At 33.8% G+C, this 17,075-nt stretch carries 14 protein-coding genes and 4 pseudogenes; 8 read left to right on the forward strand and 10 right to left on the reverse strand.

The genetic code is table 11. The features are described from left to right. Positions 1 to 66: 66 nt before the first annotated feature. From QRE67_RS15235 to QRE67_RS15265, 7 genes and pseudogenes are all read right to left on the reverse strand, one after another. A pseudogene (locus tag QRE67_RS15235) lies at positions 67 to 2,477 on the reverse strand (PAS domain S-box protein). 145 nt (positions 2,478 to 2,622) lie between these two features. Continuing rightward, positions 2,623 to 3,054 (reverse strand): annotated as a pseudogene (locus tag QRE67_RS15240) (IS6 family transposase); the annotation flags it as partial. Positions 3,055 to 3,189: 135 nt separating this feature from the next. Further along, positions 3,190 to 4,097, reverse strand: a pseudogene (locus QRE67_RS15245) (Rpn family recombination-promoting nuclease/putative transposase). Positions 4,098 to 4,273: 176 nt separating this feature from the next. Next, positions 4,274 to 4,987 (reverse strand): class I SAM-dependent methyltransferase, encoded by a 714-nt coding sequence (locus tag QRE67_RS15250; RefSeq protein WP_286121015.1) that lies wholly within the window; start codon positions 4,985 to 4,987, stop codon positions 4,274 to 4,276. 372 nt (positions 4,988 to 5,359) lie between these two features. Beyond that, positions 5,360 to 5,557 carry a hypothetical protein gene (locus QRE67_RS15255; RefSeq protein ID WP_286121016.1) on the reverse strand — a complete coding sequence of 66 codons (198 nt, stop codon included), beginning with the start codon at positions 5,555 to 5,557 and terminating at the stop codon, positions 5,360 to 5,362. Between the two features lie 98 nt (positions 5,558 to 5,655). After that, positions 5,656 to 5,883: a hypothetical protein gene (locus QRE67_RS15260; protein WP_286121017.1), complete on the reverse strand. Its 228-nt coding sequence runs from the start codon at positions 5,881 to 5,883 to the stop codon at positions 5,656 to 5,658. 317 nt (positions 5,884 to 6,200) lie between these two features. Beyond that, on the reverse strand, positions 6,201 to 7,631 hold the full coding sequence (locus tag QRE67_RS15265) for an IS4 family transposase (RefSeq protein WP_286121019.1): 1,431 nt from the start codon (positions 7,629 to 7,631) through the stop codon (positions 6,201 to 6,203). Between the two features lie 326 nt (positions 7,632 to 7,957). Between QRE67_RS15265 and QRE67_RS15270 the strand changes: the two genes are divergently transcribed. Then, on the forward strand, positions 7,958 to 8,308 hold the full coding sequence (locus tag QRE67_RS15270) for a VOC family protein (protein ID WP_286121020.1): 351 nt from the start codon (positions 7,958 to 7,960) through the stop codon (positions 8,306 to 8,308). A gap of 477 nt (positions 8,309 to 8,785) precedes the next feature. On the opposite strand, the gene QRE67_RS15275 is transcribed toward QRE67_RS15270, so the two are convergent. After that, a complete protein-coding gene (locus QRE67_RS15275; RefSeq protein ID WP_286121021.1) occupies positions 8,786 to 9,046 on the reverse strand; it encodes a DNA-binding protein in 261 nt (86 codons plus the stop codon). 65 nt (positions 9,047 to 9,111) lie between these two features. Here QRE67_RS15275 and QRE67_RS15280 point away from each other — a divergent pair, with 65 nt between their 5' ends. From QRE67_RS15280 to QRE67_RS15305, 6 genes and pseudogenes are all read left to right on the forward strand, one after another. Further along, on the forward strand, positions 9,112 to 10,533 hold the full coding sequence (locus tag QRE67_RS15280) for an IS4 family transposase (RefSeq protein ID WP_286121022.1): 1,422 nt from the start codon (positions 9,112 to 9,114) through the stop codon (positions 10,531 to 10,533). A gap of 510 nt (positions 10,534 to 11,043) precedes the next feature. Continuing rightward, positions 11,044 to 11,340 carry a hypothetical protein gene (locus QRE67_RS15285; RefSeq protein ID WP_286121023.1) on the forward strand — a complete coding sequence of 99 codons (297 nt, stop codon included), beginning with the start codon at positions 11,044 to 11,046 and terminating at the stop codon, positions 11,338 to 11,340. Between the two features lie 92 nt (positions 11,341 to 11,432). Continuing rightward, positions 11,433 to 11,768, forward strand: coding sequence for an SH3 domain-containing protein (locus QRE67_RS15290; RefSeq protein ID WP_286121024.1), 336 nt, complete (start codon positions 11,433 to 11,435; stop codon positions 11,766 to 11,768). Further along, positions 11,767 to 12,159 (forward strand): annotated as a pseudogene (locus QRE67_RS15295) (hypothetical protein); the annotation flags it as partial. The gene QRE67_RS15290 and the pseudogene QRE67_RS15295, both read left to right, overlap by 2 nt. Before the next feature lie 60 nt (positions 12,160 to 12,219). Further along, a complete protein-coding gene (locus QRE67_RS15300; RefSeq protein ID WP_286121026.1) occupies positions 12,220 to 12,543 on the forward strand; it encodes a hypothetical protein in 324 nt (107 codons plus the stop codon). Between the two features lie 232 nt (positions 12,544 to 12,775). After that, positions 12,776 to 12,979, forward strand: a complete 204-nt coding sequence (locus QRE67_RS15305) for a hypothetical protein (protein WP_286121027.1) — start codon at positions 12,776 to 12,778, stop codon at positions 12,977 to 12,979. A gap of 358 nt (positions 12,980 to 13,337) precedes the next feature. Here the strand turns inward: QRE67_RS15305 and QRE67_RS15310 are convergent, their stop codons facing one another. Both QRE67_RS15310 and QRE67_RS15315 read right to left on the reverse strand, forming a co-directional pair. Beyond that, positions 13,338 to 13,793 (reverse strand): GNAT family N-acetyltransferase, encoded by a 456-nt coding sequence (locus QRE67_RS15310; protein ID WP_286121028.1) that lies wholly within the window; start codon positions 13,791 to 13,793, stop codon positions 13,338 to 13,340. 461 nt (positions 13,794 to 14,254) lie between these two features. Beyond that, positions 14,255 to 15,625, reverse strand: a complete 1,371-nt coding sequence (locus QRE67_RS15315; protein WP_286121029.1) for an erythromycin esterase family protein — start codon at positions 15,623 to 15,625, stop codon at positions 14,255 to 14,257. 539 nt (positions 15,626 to 16,164) lie between these two features. Here QRE67_RS15315 and QRE67_RS15320 point away from each other — a divergent pair. Beyond that, positions 16,165 to 17,049: a PhzF family phenazine biosynthesis protein gene (locus QRE67_RS15320; RefSeq protein ID WP_286121030.1), complete on the forward strand. Its 885-nt coding sequence runs from the start codon at positions 16,165 to 16,167 to the stop codon at positions 17,047 to 17,049. Positions 17,050 to 17,075: the final 26 nt, after the last annotated feature.

Genomic DNA, 17,075 nt, shown 5'->3' on the forward strand with positions numbered 1-17,075 from the left:
GTCTTCTTCAACCACAGATCTTTTACATTTCAGCTAACTTTGCAACAGAACCCAGTTTCTAATTCATTAGGCTATCCTTGTAGTTCCTACGGTCGGGAGAGTAATTTCAACTGTTGTTCCTTTATTCACTTCACTCTCAATAAATATCTTTCCGTGATGTGTTTCAATAATTTTATAACAGATCATTAATCCTAAACCAATACCATCTTCTTTAATACTATAAAAAGGTTCTCCAAGGTATGGTATACGTTCTTTGGGAATCCCACATCCTTGATCAATAAAACGAATGCCTATTTGATCATTATCAAGTTTATCGATTTGAATCAGAATTTCTCCCCCCATTGGCATGGATTCAATTGCATTTTTTAAAATATTAACAAATACTTGTTTTAATTGATTTGCTTCACAGGGTACCAATGGAATGCCAGGTGTAAAATCTGTTCTAATTTGTATATTATTCATCATTGCTTGAGGTTGAAGTAGTATTAAAACTTGATCAATTAGCAAACTAATATCATTAGGTTGTATCTTTACCACCTGTGGCTTGGCTACTGTCATAAATTCATTGGTGATATTTTCTATACGCTCAATCTCTGATGATACTATATTTATATAACGCTGATTATTTTCATTTTCCGTTGATTTTAATAATTGCATAAACCCTTTCATTGCGGTTAATGGATTCTTAATTTCATGAGCTATTGCAGTGGCCAATTGTCCTACCACAGCAAGTTTTTCAGATTTCCGTAATAATTCTTCTGTTTCTAACCGTTCAGTGATATCACGAGAGATACTTAAGAAAACTTTTTTGCCATTCAAGTTAAAAATACGAACACTAAACTCAGTAGTTATTTTTTTCCTGTCGGAAAAATATGTTCATCTTGCAAAGTGAAAGAAGTCTGTCCCTCTCTAATTTTTTCTAACAACTGTATGATAATTGGAGAATCTTGTGGTACAGTATTGGGAAATGGCATTGAGAGAAGCTCTTCTCTACTATATCCAAATCTGTTACACCCAACAGGATTCACCTCAATAAATCGACTTGGAACTTGATCCTCATTCAGCTCTACAACATATACTGCATCAGTTGCTTGTTCGATTAGTGCACGATATTTCATTTCACTATCTCTTAATTGTTGATGTAATCTATGCCGTTCTCTTTCTGCTTGTTTTCTTTCGGAAATGTCTCTACATATTGCAGATAAAGCTATCACATTCCCCCTTACATCTAGAATAGGTGAAATTGTCAGACTGACATCAAGAAGACTTCTATCTTTACGTTGTCTAACGGTTTCTAATCTAGTAACTACAGATTCGCCTGTGAGAATTTTCTGAATATTATCCAATGATTCGTCCATTAAAAAATCAGGCACACAAGGCAATCTCTTACCTATGATTTCGTGTGATGACCAACCAAATATCTTTTCATAAGCTTTATTAGCTTGTAAAACATGTCCTTCTCGATCAGATATGGTGATAGCATCTGCGTTGTGATTTACAAATGATTCCAGCAATTCCTTGGTCGCTCTTAATTCTGATTCTATCTTTTTCCTTTCAGTTATATCGACTGTAGAACCAACAACTTCAATAACTTGTCCATTTCGTTTAATTGGCCTAAGCGCAATGAGAATAATAGTTTTATCATTTGGCCAGGGTAATTCGAATATAATTTCTTCCCCTTCCCATGCTTGTAGATAATACTTCATCAATTGGGGAACTAAATGGGAAGGAATAATAGAAGCATCAATGGTGCGTAAGCTTTTTCCTACCACTTGTTCGGAATAAAATCCTTTTTGATAATAAAACTGTCCATCACACAAAGTGTGTATAAAATGTTTATCCACTTTTTTAAACTTAAAGATACCTCCTTGAAGTTCATGTACGGTATCTTTGAGTTCTTGCTTCGATTTTTTTAATTTTTGATTCATTTTAGATAAATCCTGTGTTAAGTAATATAATCTTTGGTAAGCTTCCATAAGAAAAAGCCCGATTAAAAGTCCTAAAGCTATATATAATAAGCCTGGAGTGTAAAGCACTGTAGTTATAAAGAATACACCTACTAACAACTTCATACTCACAAAAACAGAAAAATATAGAGGTGCACTTTTAAAAGGATGAAGGCTTTTGAAATATGTTTTAAAAATAGTAAATAGAATACCCATACCTAAATAAGCAATCACAGGTGGTTCCCAATACCCTCCAATGTAAAAGATGCGCATTATAATAATACTCATTAATGTAATCCAACCCGCAGTGCGACCAAAGTAAATAAAAGAAAGAATAAGAGGAACAACACGGAGATCGTATGAAAATCCCATGTACGGAAAAGAAAAGAACATCAAAATAACTGCGATAATTCCTCCATAGAATTTTTCGAAATATTTCCTGGAATTAATTATAAATACTTGAGTAAATATGGCTGCGCTAACTAGTAAAGCAAAAATAGAAAGATTAATAAAATAGTCTTTGATAATCATGTAATGTCCCTCCTTACATTAAGCATATTCGACAAAAAAGAATACAATCCTACAAATAGCGTAAACGGTTCTGGTACAGCTAGCGATAAGGTTCTGTTGCAAAGTTTTTTTACACATAGAGACATGGGAAGATTGTGGTCAAATTTTATGAAACCGTTAACAAATTCTGTAATTCGTTATACGTCAAAAAGACGGAGTCTGATTGAAGACTTCGTCTTTGTTTGTATATGGCATGAAGCGTTTCTATCCCTTTTATCGTACGTGAGGCATGACGAAGACTTTGAAATCCTAAGGAACGAGCGAAACGGCGCTTCACGTGTCGATGATCTTGCTCAATGAGATTATTGAGATATTTTGTTGTACGATGAAAGGTATTTTTGTAAAAGTCTATCCTCTGTAATTTTTTAAATGCGCAAATTAAAGAAGGAGCCTTATCTGTAGTCAGAACCGTTGGTTCTCCATAAGTTCGAACCAGTCTTTTCATAAAAGCATATGCCGCTTGTGTATCTCTCTTTTTACGCAGTTGAATATCAAGCGTTTGCCCCTCTTTGTCAATGGCACGATATAAATAACACCATTATGGTGTCTTTTATTTTAAGAATAAATATTTTTTTATCAATTGTTCTAATGATCGTCTAATTTCTTCTATACGCTTGTTCATGGATAGAATTCAAATTTGTATCTAACACAAGTTCTGTATGTTTTTAGGTACTTACTTTAATTTCAAAATACGTTCTACTTCCTCCACACTTAACTTACTTGCTTTTGCAATTGTTTCAAGTGGTACACCAAGTTCATGCATACCTTGAATCATTTGAATTCCCCCCTGTTGCACGCCTTGTTCCATTCCTTTTTGAAGCCCTTCTTGAAGCCCTTCTTTGCGCGCATGAGCAAACTTTGCCGCTTCATCCATTAAAGCTTTTTCCCTTGCTTCATAAGCTTGGCGGAAAGAAGAATCTTGACTCATACGCTCCCATTTATTCATTGCTTTTTGTAAAATAGGATCTTGGTTCATGGCAATATCCTCCAATATTTGAGTTAAATGCTCATCTTCATTTGCTGGTAATAGTAACATCCAACGGACAAAAGAATCTTCCTACGGGTTAACCTTTTCTTCACGCCACTGTTGCATCAATTTTGGAATCTCCACAACATGTACTTCTATGTCATCGCTGAGAGGTTTTTGTTGCTGTATGTTCCATAGTTTCCCTGTGGTATGAAAATCCTCGTATTCTTGAAACATCACGAAGTTTAGTAAGTTGATGGTAATTGTTTTGTGAAGCGCACTGTATGGCATACCTTTTTGTAGTTGTGAGGTGTATAGTTTCCCCCAATAATACAAACTACGTTTGATCATATCGTGATTATTATTTAACTGAATTTCGACATTTACTTTGTTCCTGTATCTAATGTGGCTGATACGTCCAAAATCGAAAGTTTGTCATCTTCATGTTCACGGTGTAAATGTGGGTCTTCTAATTGCAGTGAAGCAATAGGTGATTCTAAAGAATCCGCTAACATAGCATTTAAAAATGTAAGTAAGATATCTTCACTACCATTTGTACCAAATAATTGTTTAAAGGCAAAATCAATTCGTAAATTCACTAATTGGTTAGATATGGGTTTCCTCTTCCTGTCTATATCATCTCTTTTTCTTATTGTACATAAAAGCGGATGGAACATGCAAACAGGCTCTTATGCTATTCCACATATATAATAATCATCAAATTTCCACATGCACTTTTGGAATATGTTTTTGGGGACATTTTTATGAATTATCTTGTTAAATTTTTTTGCTATTCAGTAATTTTTTTCATAAATAAGGCTGTCCATAGTGCAGAGACACCAAATACTTCATTCGATTGTTTTATTTCTTGCATCTTACGTATTTCTACTTCAGAAAAGTCTTTAAAGATAGTTCTCAGCTTTTCATCTGTAAAACCTAAGCCCCCTTTAAGACTTTGTAGTCTGTACACTTCCCAATCTGTTATATCTGCCCCACCTAATTCTCCACCTTGAACAAAACAAGTGATTGCAAAATAACCACCTGGTTTTAAAGCCTTTTCCACCAAATTTATATAACTCATTCTTCTGTGTGGAGCAATATGATGAAAGCATCCTGAATCATACACAATATCGTATGTACCCTCTTCAATTTGTAAGTTAAAGATATTGTTATAAATAAAATTTACATTTACATTTTTTTCTTTTGCCCGTTCGATTGCCCATTGAATTGATTCCTGTGATAGATCTACTGCATCAACTAAGCATCCTTTTTCAGCAAAGTAAATTGCATTCCTGCCTGGACCGCATCCAAGTTCAAGAACTTTTCCTGGATTAAGTAATTTTTTCTCGAAATAATTAACTAAGTTCTCATCTGGTTTATTAGTAAAAAAGGGAACTCCTTTTTCACGATTAGAATAAAAATCATCCCAAAATTGAGTTGGTTCACGCAATAATGAATCTAACATATCCAATAAATCTTCATAACTACTAATTATTTCTTTCACAATAACCCCTTCTTTCCAATTAAATCTTACATTCTAATTGTACTAACAATTAGAATGATTCGTGTTTCATCGGGGTTAACAATACTTTAAATCCAAATAAGTTTGAACTCTCTACATATGCCTATTTATGCTAATTTAACACGCATAAAGGTACCTAATTTTCCTTTTATATTATTTTAAAAGTATTTACCTTACTCTTTCTGAAAATCCAACCAAACGCTTAGAGATACAGTTAGAATTAAAGCTCAATTTCTATTTCTTAAAACTATTATTACGAATGTTACAAAAATATCACGAAGAAAATAGCTACTCGTTCTTGTTAAATAAACCTGCTCCTTTAGTGGTTTACATAATTCTCGTTAGCGGAAGTTGTTATCTATTCGTTTTAAAATACTCTGGGTATTTTACTTTCATAGATAAAATGGTACCGCACTCTGTACAAACATCAGCAATAACTCTTGAAAACTGACCAAAGTGTTTACCTGTATTACTCGGTCTTAAACATGCCTGCGCATCTAATGAACCTTGTCCAATCTCTTTAGATCCACAATTAGAGCATACCTCAATCATTTGTAATTCCTTCTTTCTAAAAATTTAGTTCCTATAAACCTTTTATTTAAATACAACAACCCCCTCCCCTGTTCGGAGAGGAGTGTAGTCCACACCCACTAATCATTCTCACCTGAATACACTTTTAAGTGTTCCATTGCTATGGCTATGGCATGTTTTTCTGTATCAATTAACGATAATCCCTGCTTAATAGGAGCCCAATACTCATATCCGTAATCCTCAAACCACGCAAAAACTTCTGTAGTGAAAAAACCATCATTTCGTTTGATAACTTGAACTTTGTATCTTTTGCTTGGGGAAACAATCTCTTTAATGATTTCTTCCATTGTCTATCTCCCTCTACCTTTTATCCAGATTGTACCACATCAAGAATATAAATGATGAAAGGTATTTTGATTGCATAAGGTATTCATGTTAAGTTTACATAACGCTTCATTATCAGTAGTCAACGATGCATAAAATTTTCGTTATGGGGGTAATAAAAAATATTAGCTTGATGGGCATGTGGCTGTACCCCACATCCATCAACTTAAGGTATATTTTTATACAAAACGCGGTTTTTTCACGTAGTATTTTATTATCGTTTATAGATGTTATAAAAGTAGGCATATCAAATAAACCCTGACGGGTTTGAATTTTTTTACTATGCTACCTGATGAGTAGAAGTGGTATACTCATACACAACACCCAAAATATCAAAGACTGTCTTTTTCTCGTATCGATGAGATTTTCGTCCGTTGCGCTGTAGGAGGTTAAACAGACGAAGGAGAACCTTTGATAGCTCTTGGGTGTTTTTGTGTAATGCTTGGTAAAAAAGTGAAAAATAATCTTTAATTATGTACATCGCTTTATATTCACTTAGCTCTTTCTGTTTCTTACGTAACAGGAGTTCTCTCATCTTAAACATTGTAGAAGAACATAATAGGATACTAATGAGTTGTCCATAAAGATGACATTCTAATCGCTCTTGTTTAATAGATTTACAACGATGAATTTGAAACCAGGATTTCCATATTTTAAATAACAGTTCAATTTGCCAACGTAGTGAATATAAATCATAGATTTTCTCTTTTGGTACCCATTCCGTAGGAATGTTTGTCATATATACCGTAATTCCTTGTAAAAGTTTCGTACGCTCTGTATATGTAATTCCTTTTTTCTTTTCACGAATAGCTCGATCACGTAGGCGTTTTTGTTTTTGCTCCTCCGTACATTTATAAACCACAATGCGAGTAGGTAGTTTGTCTTTGCTCCCTACATATACATCATGTAATTCATACACTTGGCCAGGTTGTAATTGGTTCATGATGTCTTCCAAATGAATTTGTATATATACCGGCCTCAGTTGAGCGGGTTTTGTTTTAAACACGACTGTTTCGAATTCTTTTCTATATATCTTAGTTGGTAACTTAAGACGTGATAAATAATATCCTTGCTTATCTTGAATAGACTTAAAGTCTTGTAAACGAAAATATCCTAAGTCACGAATATATAGTTCATTCTTTTGTGCCATGCCTGTTCGAGTCGCACCATACGCCTGATCACTTCGTTTTCCTGGTTCAATTTTCACATCAGAAAATTCTCCACTCAACAAGTCATACTCTAGTTGAATTTTCACACCAGCTTTATGACTACATCCTCCGGCACCAGGATAAGTAGATACAAATCGATCCGGCACTTGAAATGTTGTAGAATCAAGGATAAGAATACGCTCAAAGTAAGCAGAAAGAGAATGAGAAATCTTAGATAATCCCCCAATTTTAGCTTGTAGAAGTGTAGTAAATACAGTTCGAAAGAAGGCTACAGAAGCCGAGTTAAATCGTCGATTAAGTCCCTCAGGACTTAATAAAATTCCTGTTGAAGTTTCTAATTGACTACAAAGTTGAGTAAGAGAGGTAGTAGCGATTTGTTGATTTAACCATACACATAAAGATAAAAAATGGTGCCCATGGCATTTCCGTTTTCGTTTCATTCCGCCTGCTTCTATAGCTAATTGATTAAGTGTAGCGGGAGACATATATCGATATAACTCTTCAGCAAATAAAGACAACTCTTGTTTTTGATGCATATTCATAAAAAGCACGTCATCCTTTCTCATTAACATAAGAGAATAGTAACGTGCTTTTAACTTCAAGAATAGTCTAAATCCTTAAGTTGATGGATGTGTGGCGGTACCCCTACTTAAAGAACTATAAGGACTATGTTTTTATTTAGTATAGTTAATACACGTATCTCGGCTGAACCCCGTTATAATTAAATCGGTCCCTTTTCGCCATTTATTAAACTAACGGGCAGGATGTGTTAATCAATTCGCGAATACTTTAAATAATCATTAGCAAAGATTCTGCATGAACCATAAAAAATGGTATCCTTAAAAAAGTGAAGGGGCAGCATAGCCTTATGAAACTAGGACATATAATGATTTTCGTCAATGACATGACAAAGGCGAGATGGTTTTATTCTGAATTGCTGGGTTTGCAAACATTGTTAGAGCAAGAAAATAAGCTTGTATTTGCCCTTGACGGCTGTCAGCTTATAGCTTTTAAGTGTGAAAAGACCAAAGAAATTGGAGATTATTCAAACGAGGCTAGAACAGTTTTGGTGTTTGAGGTCGTATCTGTTGAGCAAATTTATAAGGAAATGAAGGAAAAGGGTATTCAATTTTTGCATGATAAACCAACTCAAGGGCGATATGCTGCTTTCGTTGATCCGTTTGGTAACGTGCATGAAATCGCTGAATCGTTCGAATGAGAGTCGTTAACTCTGTTACAAACAACGTGGTGAAACATATTACAAAGGTATTGCACTAACGGGACACGATAGTGCAAAGATTGATTGCAATCAAAGTTAGACCGAAGATTAAGATCGTGGTTTGATACTGAATTAGTCCGGGGGTTTCGCGACCCGGTCTTTTTTTATTTGTCAGCGTCACAAAGAGCCATATCGTCGCGACATAAAGCTCCACAACACCAAGAGGGTGCCAGTTAAGGAAATCAAATTTGAATACGTGATCAAAACGATAGATTGTGTATATTCAGTTGTTCGCTATACAGACGGCACAAGCGAAATCATAGAAACATTGATTACTGCGTCCTAATTGGGTGTGGATTTGAAATAAAGTTTAACCGGTTGTAATAAAGTTTAACCGTTTTGGGGGTATGTGAACATCGCCATCAAGTTAAGAAAAACGAGATACCCCCAAATCGAAAAAAATGAGGGTATCTTGTTTTATATATCCAGCTCAATTTCTTTGTTCATACAACAAAACTTGTACCTCTTCCCACTGTTACATGAACAACTCTCATAAATATTTGCTGGCCTTGAGCAATCTTTGATTGCTTTTTTTAAATCCGTCACATCTTCGTTGAATTCTAGTCCAACTATGTAGTAAAAATTGTATGCCTCACAAATCGCAGCCACTTTCTCTGCTCTTGCTTTAGACGAAACCTTTACGATGATAGGACGTTCTTTAGAACCTAGTGGATACATGTCTGCTTCCCTCTTTCCTTTTTCTTTCTATTGTATAAAATTTAAGAAAAAGCGGAGGGATATTTATGAAAAAACTATCTAGTTCTCAAGTGTTTCGACTGCTTTCAGAGGAATTACAACGCGTCTTTTCACCACAAGCATTAACAGAGCTTGCCAAACAAACTCAGTTTGTTCAACGTAACAGTAAATTCAGGGCACAAGATTTATCTGCCTTATGTATTGGGATGGGACAAGACATTGCGAGTTATTCTCTGGCTAGACTATGTGGAAATTTGGAATCAGAAACCGGCGTCCTGATGAGTCCAGAAGGACTAAATCTAAGGTTGAATGCACAAGCAGTGGAATTTTTACGCTCTTTATTCTCACAGTTATTACAAAAACAATTGTTATCCATGACATCTCTCTATTCCTCTTTTTCAGCATATTTTCGTCGTATTCGGATTTTAGATGCCACCACGTTTCAAGTCTCGGATCAACTTGCGACGGCTTATCCTGGTTCAGGAGGAAGTGGAAAGGCTTCTGGCGTAAAAATACAGTTAGAATACGATTTGCTGAGTGGGCAATTTTTACATGTTGAAGTGGGGCCAGGTAAACAAAATGATGTGAATTATGGGAAAGAGATTCAACATACTGTTGATTTACAAGATTTATGCATACGAGATTTAGGGTATTTTAGTTTAATTGATTTAGATGCAATCCAACAAAAAGGGGCGTACTATTTATCTCGATTAAAAATGAACACCAAAATATTTCAAAAAAATGAGCATGTTCTTACCTTTAAAAACGGATCCATTAAGAAAAAATATCAATACACAATGATTGACTTAGAAGCCATCATGAATCAGTTACAGCCGGGTGAATGTTATGAAATTCCTGTTGTTTATATCGGTCGGAGTTATGGACTTCCAGCACGAGCCGTGATTTACAGACTAACCCCTGAGCAAGAAGCACAACGTAGAAAAGATCGTGCATACAAAGAGAAAAAGAAGAATATGACTTTTAGCGATCGAACCAAAAAACTGCAAGGAATCAATGTGTACGTTACCAATATTCCATCGGAATATGTCTCAAAAGAAGCCATTCATGAATTCTACTCCCTTCGTTGGCAAATCGAAATCATTTTTAAAACATGGAAATCTATTTTTCATATTCATCACAATACAAATGTAAAAAAGGAACGGTTAGAGTGTCATATCTATGGAAAGTTAATTGCGCTCTTATTATCCTCTACTGTGATGTTTCAAATGAGGCAATTATTACTGGTCAAGAAACAAAAAGAGTTAAGTGAATGGAAAGCCATGTATATGATTCACGATTACTTTCGAACATTATATCGCCATATACAACTTCAATCGATCCAGTTAACAAAAAGTTTTCTTCGCTTGTTCCATTTACTTGATAAAAATGGACGGAAATCGCATCGATATCGAAAGAAAACGGTGTTTGATATTTTAGGTATTGCATACGAACAACATCTATCCAAGTAAGAAATGATATATTTTAAAAAATCTAGCCCGTAAGGGTTATTTATCATGCAGTTTTTTTCGATTTTTTATTTTTTCAGGGAGTAACAAGCAATTTTATAAATATACCTGTATTTATTTCTCGTTAACTTGATGGCGATGGGGTATGTGAACGATTCAGAGAATGAGGTACCACTCTGGAAATTAAATCCAAATCAAGGGTTACACAGTTGATTTTCATTAGAAAACCCAACATGGGGTACGGAAACGATTCGTATACTGACCCGCCACATCTGTAAAAAATAGAATCCCTGTATTTTTCTTACTTTTTTGAAGCGAAAACACTCTAATTGAACTGTTTTTTATATGGTATCTATTTAAAATCTAAGACTCTTCGTCTCAATTGAGTACACCCTATTGAAGCGATGGACACGATTTAATATTACTAAATTTATATATGTTAAAATAAATTTAGTAATATTATATATAATTGTAAGACTATAACAATTATATATTTCAAAAGGAGATGAATAAATGAGGAAGCTTACAGGTATTATACTTTCGTTATTTTTATTATGTTCTACATTTGCTCCCTCTCTTGCATTCGCAGCAGAGAACTTTGATTCAAACAAGATTGGCTGGGTACAAGAAGGAAATGAAAAGTACTACTTCGATAAACCAGGCGTCAAACATACTGGCTGGTTAGAGCTTGAGGGGAAAAACTATTACATTGATAGTAGTGGAAAATCACTCTTTTCTTATCAAATCATTAATGGGAAAACACATTATTTGGATGATTCAGGAACAGCAAGAACTGGCTGGATACAGTAGATGATAAGTTTTATTTAAGTACTAACGGAGAAATTAAAACAGGACCTCTGACATATAAGGGAAAAGAATTTCATTTTAATGAGTACGGGGAAATGGATAGAGGATGGATCATCTTACAATCTTTTATTAAGAGAGTATATCCTAAACCAGAAACTAAATTTATTGTAGAATCTAAGCGTGTTAAAGATGGCGAAGTACTTGAGGTAATTGAAAAGTATGGTATGTGGTATAAAGTTAAGTATCAGGGGGAAGTGGGATATGTTAGAACAACAGATTCTCTCATATTTGATCAAAAAGTACCCAGTTCAATAGAATTATCGAGAAACAAAGCCCTTTTCACTCATTCTTTTCTAAATTTATATCAAAAAAATCAAGAACTAGTATTTCCTCCTAACCAACTAAAAAATTTGAAGGAAGCAATAAGCTAAAAATCTAGAAAAAGCAACGAAAGGAACTTCTGGTATAGGATGGAGTATGCCAAGAGGAGGAGGCTCTATCAATGGCCGTAAGTACTCTGAGCATGCTTTAGAAAGAATGGCTCCCGATACTATAGAAGTTAGAGCGGAACTTACTAAGAGAGCGCGTGAAAGAGCTGAAAAAAAAGGATATAAGTTTGGGTCAGATAACTACATGGAGGAATTATCTAAGGTTGATCCTCGTGGTATGATCCCTAATGTAGTTGAAGATATTATCAAAACTGGTTCTCGTGTTCCAGGTGACAAGCCTGGTACGTGGAAGTATATTAGAGAAGATGGTTGCGTTGTTATTAATGATAAAGGGGATGTTGTTACAGTTGTTCCCGCAAAGAAAAAACAATAAAAACTATTATATTCTAACAGTACAGCTATAACATTCTGGTGCAGAAAGTAGGTTGAAAAATTGGATATTAAATATGATAAATATGAGTTATTAGAAATATTTGAGAGTGAACCTGAAGATTTTATTATTCCTGGTGCTGCTGTATATAAGTATAGTAAAGTGGATAATTTAGGATTTGAATTAGTAATGATTATGTCAGTCTATGAAAATACTGTTAATTTAAAAATGCTCTATGAAGACAGACGTATATTTGATACTAATATGGAGTCTGTGGAACGAGTCTATTCTCGTAATGATACGCTTCATATTCAATGTATAGAAGAAAAAAAGGCTATTGAAGTGAGATTTAAGCCTCATTTTGCAATTAATATTAGAGAATTCTAATCACAAAATCGTAGGACTTATCAATTCCTACAATTTTTATTATTGAATATTTTTCCAAAGTGGCCCCTCATACCCTGAATCGTTTCCGTACCCCTATATTGTTTGAACTCCTCCTTATGCTAATCTCATTTTAACTTTTAATCACTCTCTTCTATTTACAACTCTTTAAATTCTATATATTTAAATGTATAATTGTATAGAAATAATAAAATTTTGAACTGAGGTGACAATAATGAGAAGTTTAGGTTCATTAGTAACGTCTACTATATGTTCAGTAATCCTTATAATTTGGAATGCCTATACCTTCTATGACAAATTCACGACGGGAAATACATATTTTTGGATTAGCGGAATCATAGGTGTATTATTCATTCTATTCTTTATCAGAGACATGCGAGATATCATCAATAAAAACTATAGAACTTCTAAAAATTAGAGGGTGGATCTACATGTGGGGGTCACTATACATGCCCATCAACTTAAGAAATTCGTTGTACCCAAAATTTAAAAAAATGAGCTGAATTTTTTAAAATAACTGTAGCTAGATAAAAATTTTCATTTAGGGGGCACTTCATAACCTTAGCTTGATAGTGATGAGCGGTACGCCTGTAAGGAAAAAATTAGTAATAAAAAAGCCTTCTTTCAGACTTTAAATTTTATATTTCAAAAGTTACTTTGCCATCTATGACAGCAATCCTGTTACTCACTCATCTATGTTTTTAATAAAATATTGTAAGCGTAAAAAGAAAGGAACCATTTTGGTTCCTTTCTTTTGTCTTTCTCGAATTATCTTATTAGTCTTTTATATTTTTGATAACAGCCATTTCTTTTCCAAATCTATCACCATTATCAACAAATCCTAAACTTGAATATAAATGATGAGCTGCCTTATTCTCTGGGTTATAACCTACAATAATTCTTTTCGCATCAAGTAATTTAGCCATCTCTAAGATCATTAACTTAGTTGCAACTTTACCTATACCCTTACCTTGAAAATCCTTATCAACCATTATTCTATATACCCAATAACCATCGAGTTCTTCTCTTACAGAATTATACATTAAAAAACCTACTATTTTTTCTTCGAAATAGATAGCATAAGGTTTTAATGTTGCTTCAAACTTTGATTGAGCTATTGAAATTGCATTTGGTTCAATATAATTTTTTTGTTCCTCTGATAATTCTAATTTACAACATTCATACCAGTTTTCTGAATTTAATTCTTCAAGTTTCACATTAACGTTATTCAAAAATATTCCCCTTTCGAATTTGGGGAAACGCTAAACATTTTTTATTAATTAGGCGTTATCCCCTCGTAATTAAACATATTAAAAACATTTATATTTGTCATAATGAACGCCTCCCTTAACAAAGATTCCTCGATTTATAGAGTGAATTTTCAGACTCTATAAATATACCATATTTTCCTATATAATTCTCCCTTTTTTCTTTATTTTTTTAAAGTTTTCTTCTCCGAAAGTCCTTATAGTGATAGTGTGTTCCATCACAAACCTACACTATCACTTATTCCATTAAATGATCCAATTGGGGTCACCTTACATGCTCCTCAACTTAAGAGATTTTAATGAAACACCATCCTTACCCTGATTCACTCAGGGCTTCTACATACACGGCATGGAATAAATACATTCTTCTAAATGATTTGTATAAAAAAGTGCGCCATTGAGATAAGATGGCGCACTTTTTTATTTTACTTGATCCGAGAAGGTGTAATATGTTCTAGCCATAGAATGCCATCATACTGTTGATTTGGAATCATAATTTCATCCGTATTTCCCCAATGTTGTGCAATTATTGGCGTATACATCCAAGATGTTTCAGGACGATTTTTCTCACCTTTTAAATTTATAAATACTTGTGGATGTTGCGCAACTTTCAAAATTTCTTCGATACTATTGGATTCATGTTTCTCCTTTACATACACAATTGTTTTATTATCCTCAGAATTTAGGCTACTCCCGCTATACGCAAATAAACCAATGGCATACATCTGATCCTTTATATGTTTTGGTAGGTAATCTATCATATTGGGGCCTACAAATCCGTATTTATGAGTATTACTAATATCCTGTATCATTTTAGAATTTTGTTTTCGAATATGATAATTATGACCCCATACCATTATTTTTTTACCTGTATATTGTATTTCACTAAGCCATGCTAGGTTTTGAGCCATCTTTTGGTCACGTGAATATAATGAGTAATTATTGTAAATAGTGTAGTCAAATGGAATGCTATACGTCTCTTTCATTTGATTTGACATATATGTTTTAAGCGAATCAATACGAATACTAATTGTCTTTTCTAAAAGATTTACATCATATGATGATTTAGGTGCCACTTGTCGTAATTCATCCTTATGTTGTTGGATAAATTCTTTTATCCTTTCATATTTGTCTATAAGGGGTGTCTGCATTGCTTGAAACTCTTTATAGGAAGACACAGAATGATATTTAAAGATGTCACCTTCAGCTTCTGTAAGTAAATTAGCTACTTCAGGATTCAACTTCTCAATCCATTCGTAAGCAAAGGTTGCAAATGGAAAATTTTCAATTTCATACGGGATTTGTATGTCAAACCCCGTTAACATAAGGGGTGTCCCTTTTTCCTTTTGTTCCTTTATGTACTGAAATAATTCTTCCACGTCTTCTGTAGACCATACATCAGAAATAGATTTCTTCATCGCTTGTTCAGCTGTTAAATTATCTAGGTTTTGATACACTGTATTCATTTCTGCAAATCCTGATTCAAATGCAATTACATCATAACCCATTTCTTCATGTAAATACTTGATTATACGAATCTTTGATTGGTTCATTTCTGTTGAACCATGTGTTGATTCACCAAGGAGAACAAAACGTTTGTCTTGTATCGTTTCTTTCAAGAATGATAAATCCTCATACGTATGAGCAGTTGGTTCCTTTAATTTTTTGGCATGCCCCCCAACCCATTCTTGCCATTTTGGCTGATCCACAGGTTTTTCTTCAGCGGATACCGCCGCTGTAAATGTCGTTAGTGCAAGAATTGATGCTGTAATTCCTACTTTCCACTTTGATAACACACATACCCCTCCTGTATTTGCTAGATTCTCATCCATCTAGGAAAATAATTTTCTACAACCAATGTATGGGCTTAGATAATTATTTTCCTTATATTTATATTAATAAATGAAAATGGTGTGCACAAGAAAAAAATCATAACATTCATTTTAATCAGAAAATACAAAAGCATTTTCCTAGGACTGCATCGCTATCAAGCTAAGGTTAGGAAAGGTCAGTTTCAGAAGAAAATTTTTTCTTTTTCTAAAAATCAGTGTAGATCATTGGAAATTTTGCATATCAAATAAACCCTAACGGGTTTCACTTTTTTATTAAGCTGCTTGATTGTCCGACACGGTACAATTGTAAACGACACCTAATAGGGGTCACCATACATGCCCATCAAGCTAAGATTTTGGATTCCCCCCAAACGAAAATTTTATAATTCTACTAGTATGTACAGGTTCAGAAAATTCTTTACAATAATTTAGACCATTAAAACAGGAATTAGTTTATATTAAAATTAGTTTTATAGATTAAATATTGGAGGTATAGAATTAAGTTGGAAAAAGAATTTATGGTAATCAATAGCTTTTCTGGTGAAAATTTAACTGGAAATCCCGCTGCTGTTTTTTTAAATCCCAGTGGTTTAGATAATAATACTTTGCAAAACATCGCTAAGCAGATAAACCTTGTGGAGACAGTATTTGTCTATCCCTCTTATAATGCGGATTTTCTATTTCGTTATTTTACTCCTAATAAAGAAGTATCGCTTGCTGGACATCCAACAATAGCAGCATTTATGGCACTAGTGAATTCAAAGAAAATTGATCCTAGTAAAAAGAAAATATATCAAATTGAAACTCAAAATGGAATACGTGAAGTTGTTATTGAAAACGTTAGAAATCAAGTGCTTGTAAAAATGAAGCAAAGCGCTCCTAAGTTTATTTCACCAATAATAAACAAAAAGACAATCGCTAATACTTTGGGAATTAATGAAGCAGATATTGTTTTCAATTTTCCGATTCAAACGATTGACTTAGGTGTGAAATATTTAGTGATAGCGGTAAATTCTTTAAGTATATTAATGTCAGTTAAACGTGATGTTCAATTGTTACAAGAGTTGTGTGAGAATTTGGGTGTTCGTGAAGTGCAAATATTTACATTTGATACTTATGGAGAAGATTTTGATTTCCACACTAGAAACCTGTGCCCTAGGGAAGGTATGGAAGATCCTGCTTGTGGAATGGGGAACGCTGCTGTTGGAGCATATCTTGCCAAAAATTATTATAATGAACAAAAGTGTATTCATCTTCGAGCTGAGCAAGGTACGATTGTAAAAATGCCTTGTTTAATAGAACTGTTTATATCTAAAAAAGAAAAAGATATAGAACTTTATATTGGTGGTACTGGTAAAAAAGTAGTTGAAGGTAAGTTCTTTATTTAAATTATAATAGAGGTATCGTTACATTC

It is taken from the genome of Bacillus sp. DX3.1 (genome assembly GCF_030292155.1).
Lineage (GTDB): Bacteria > Bacillota > Bacilli > Bacillales > Bacillaceae_G > Bacillus_A.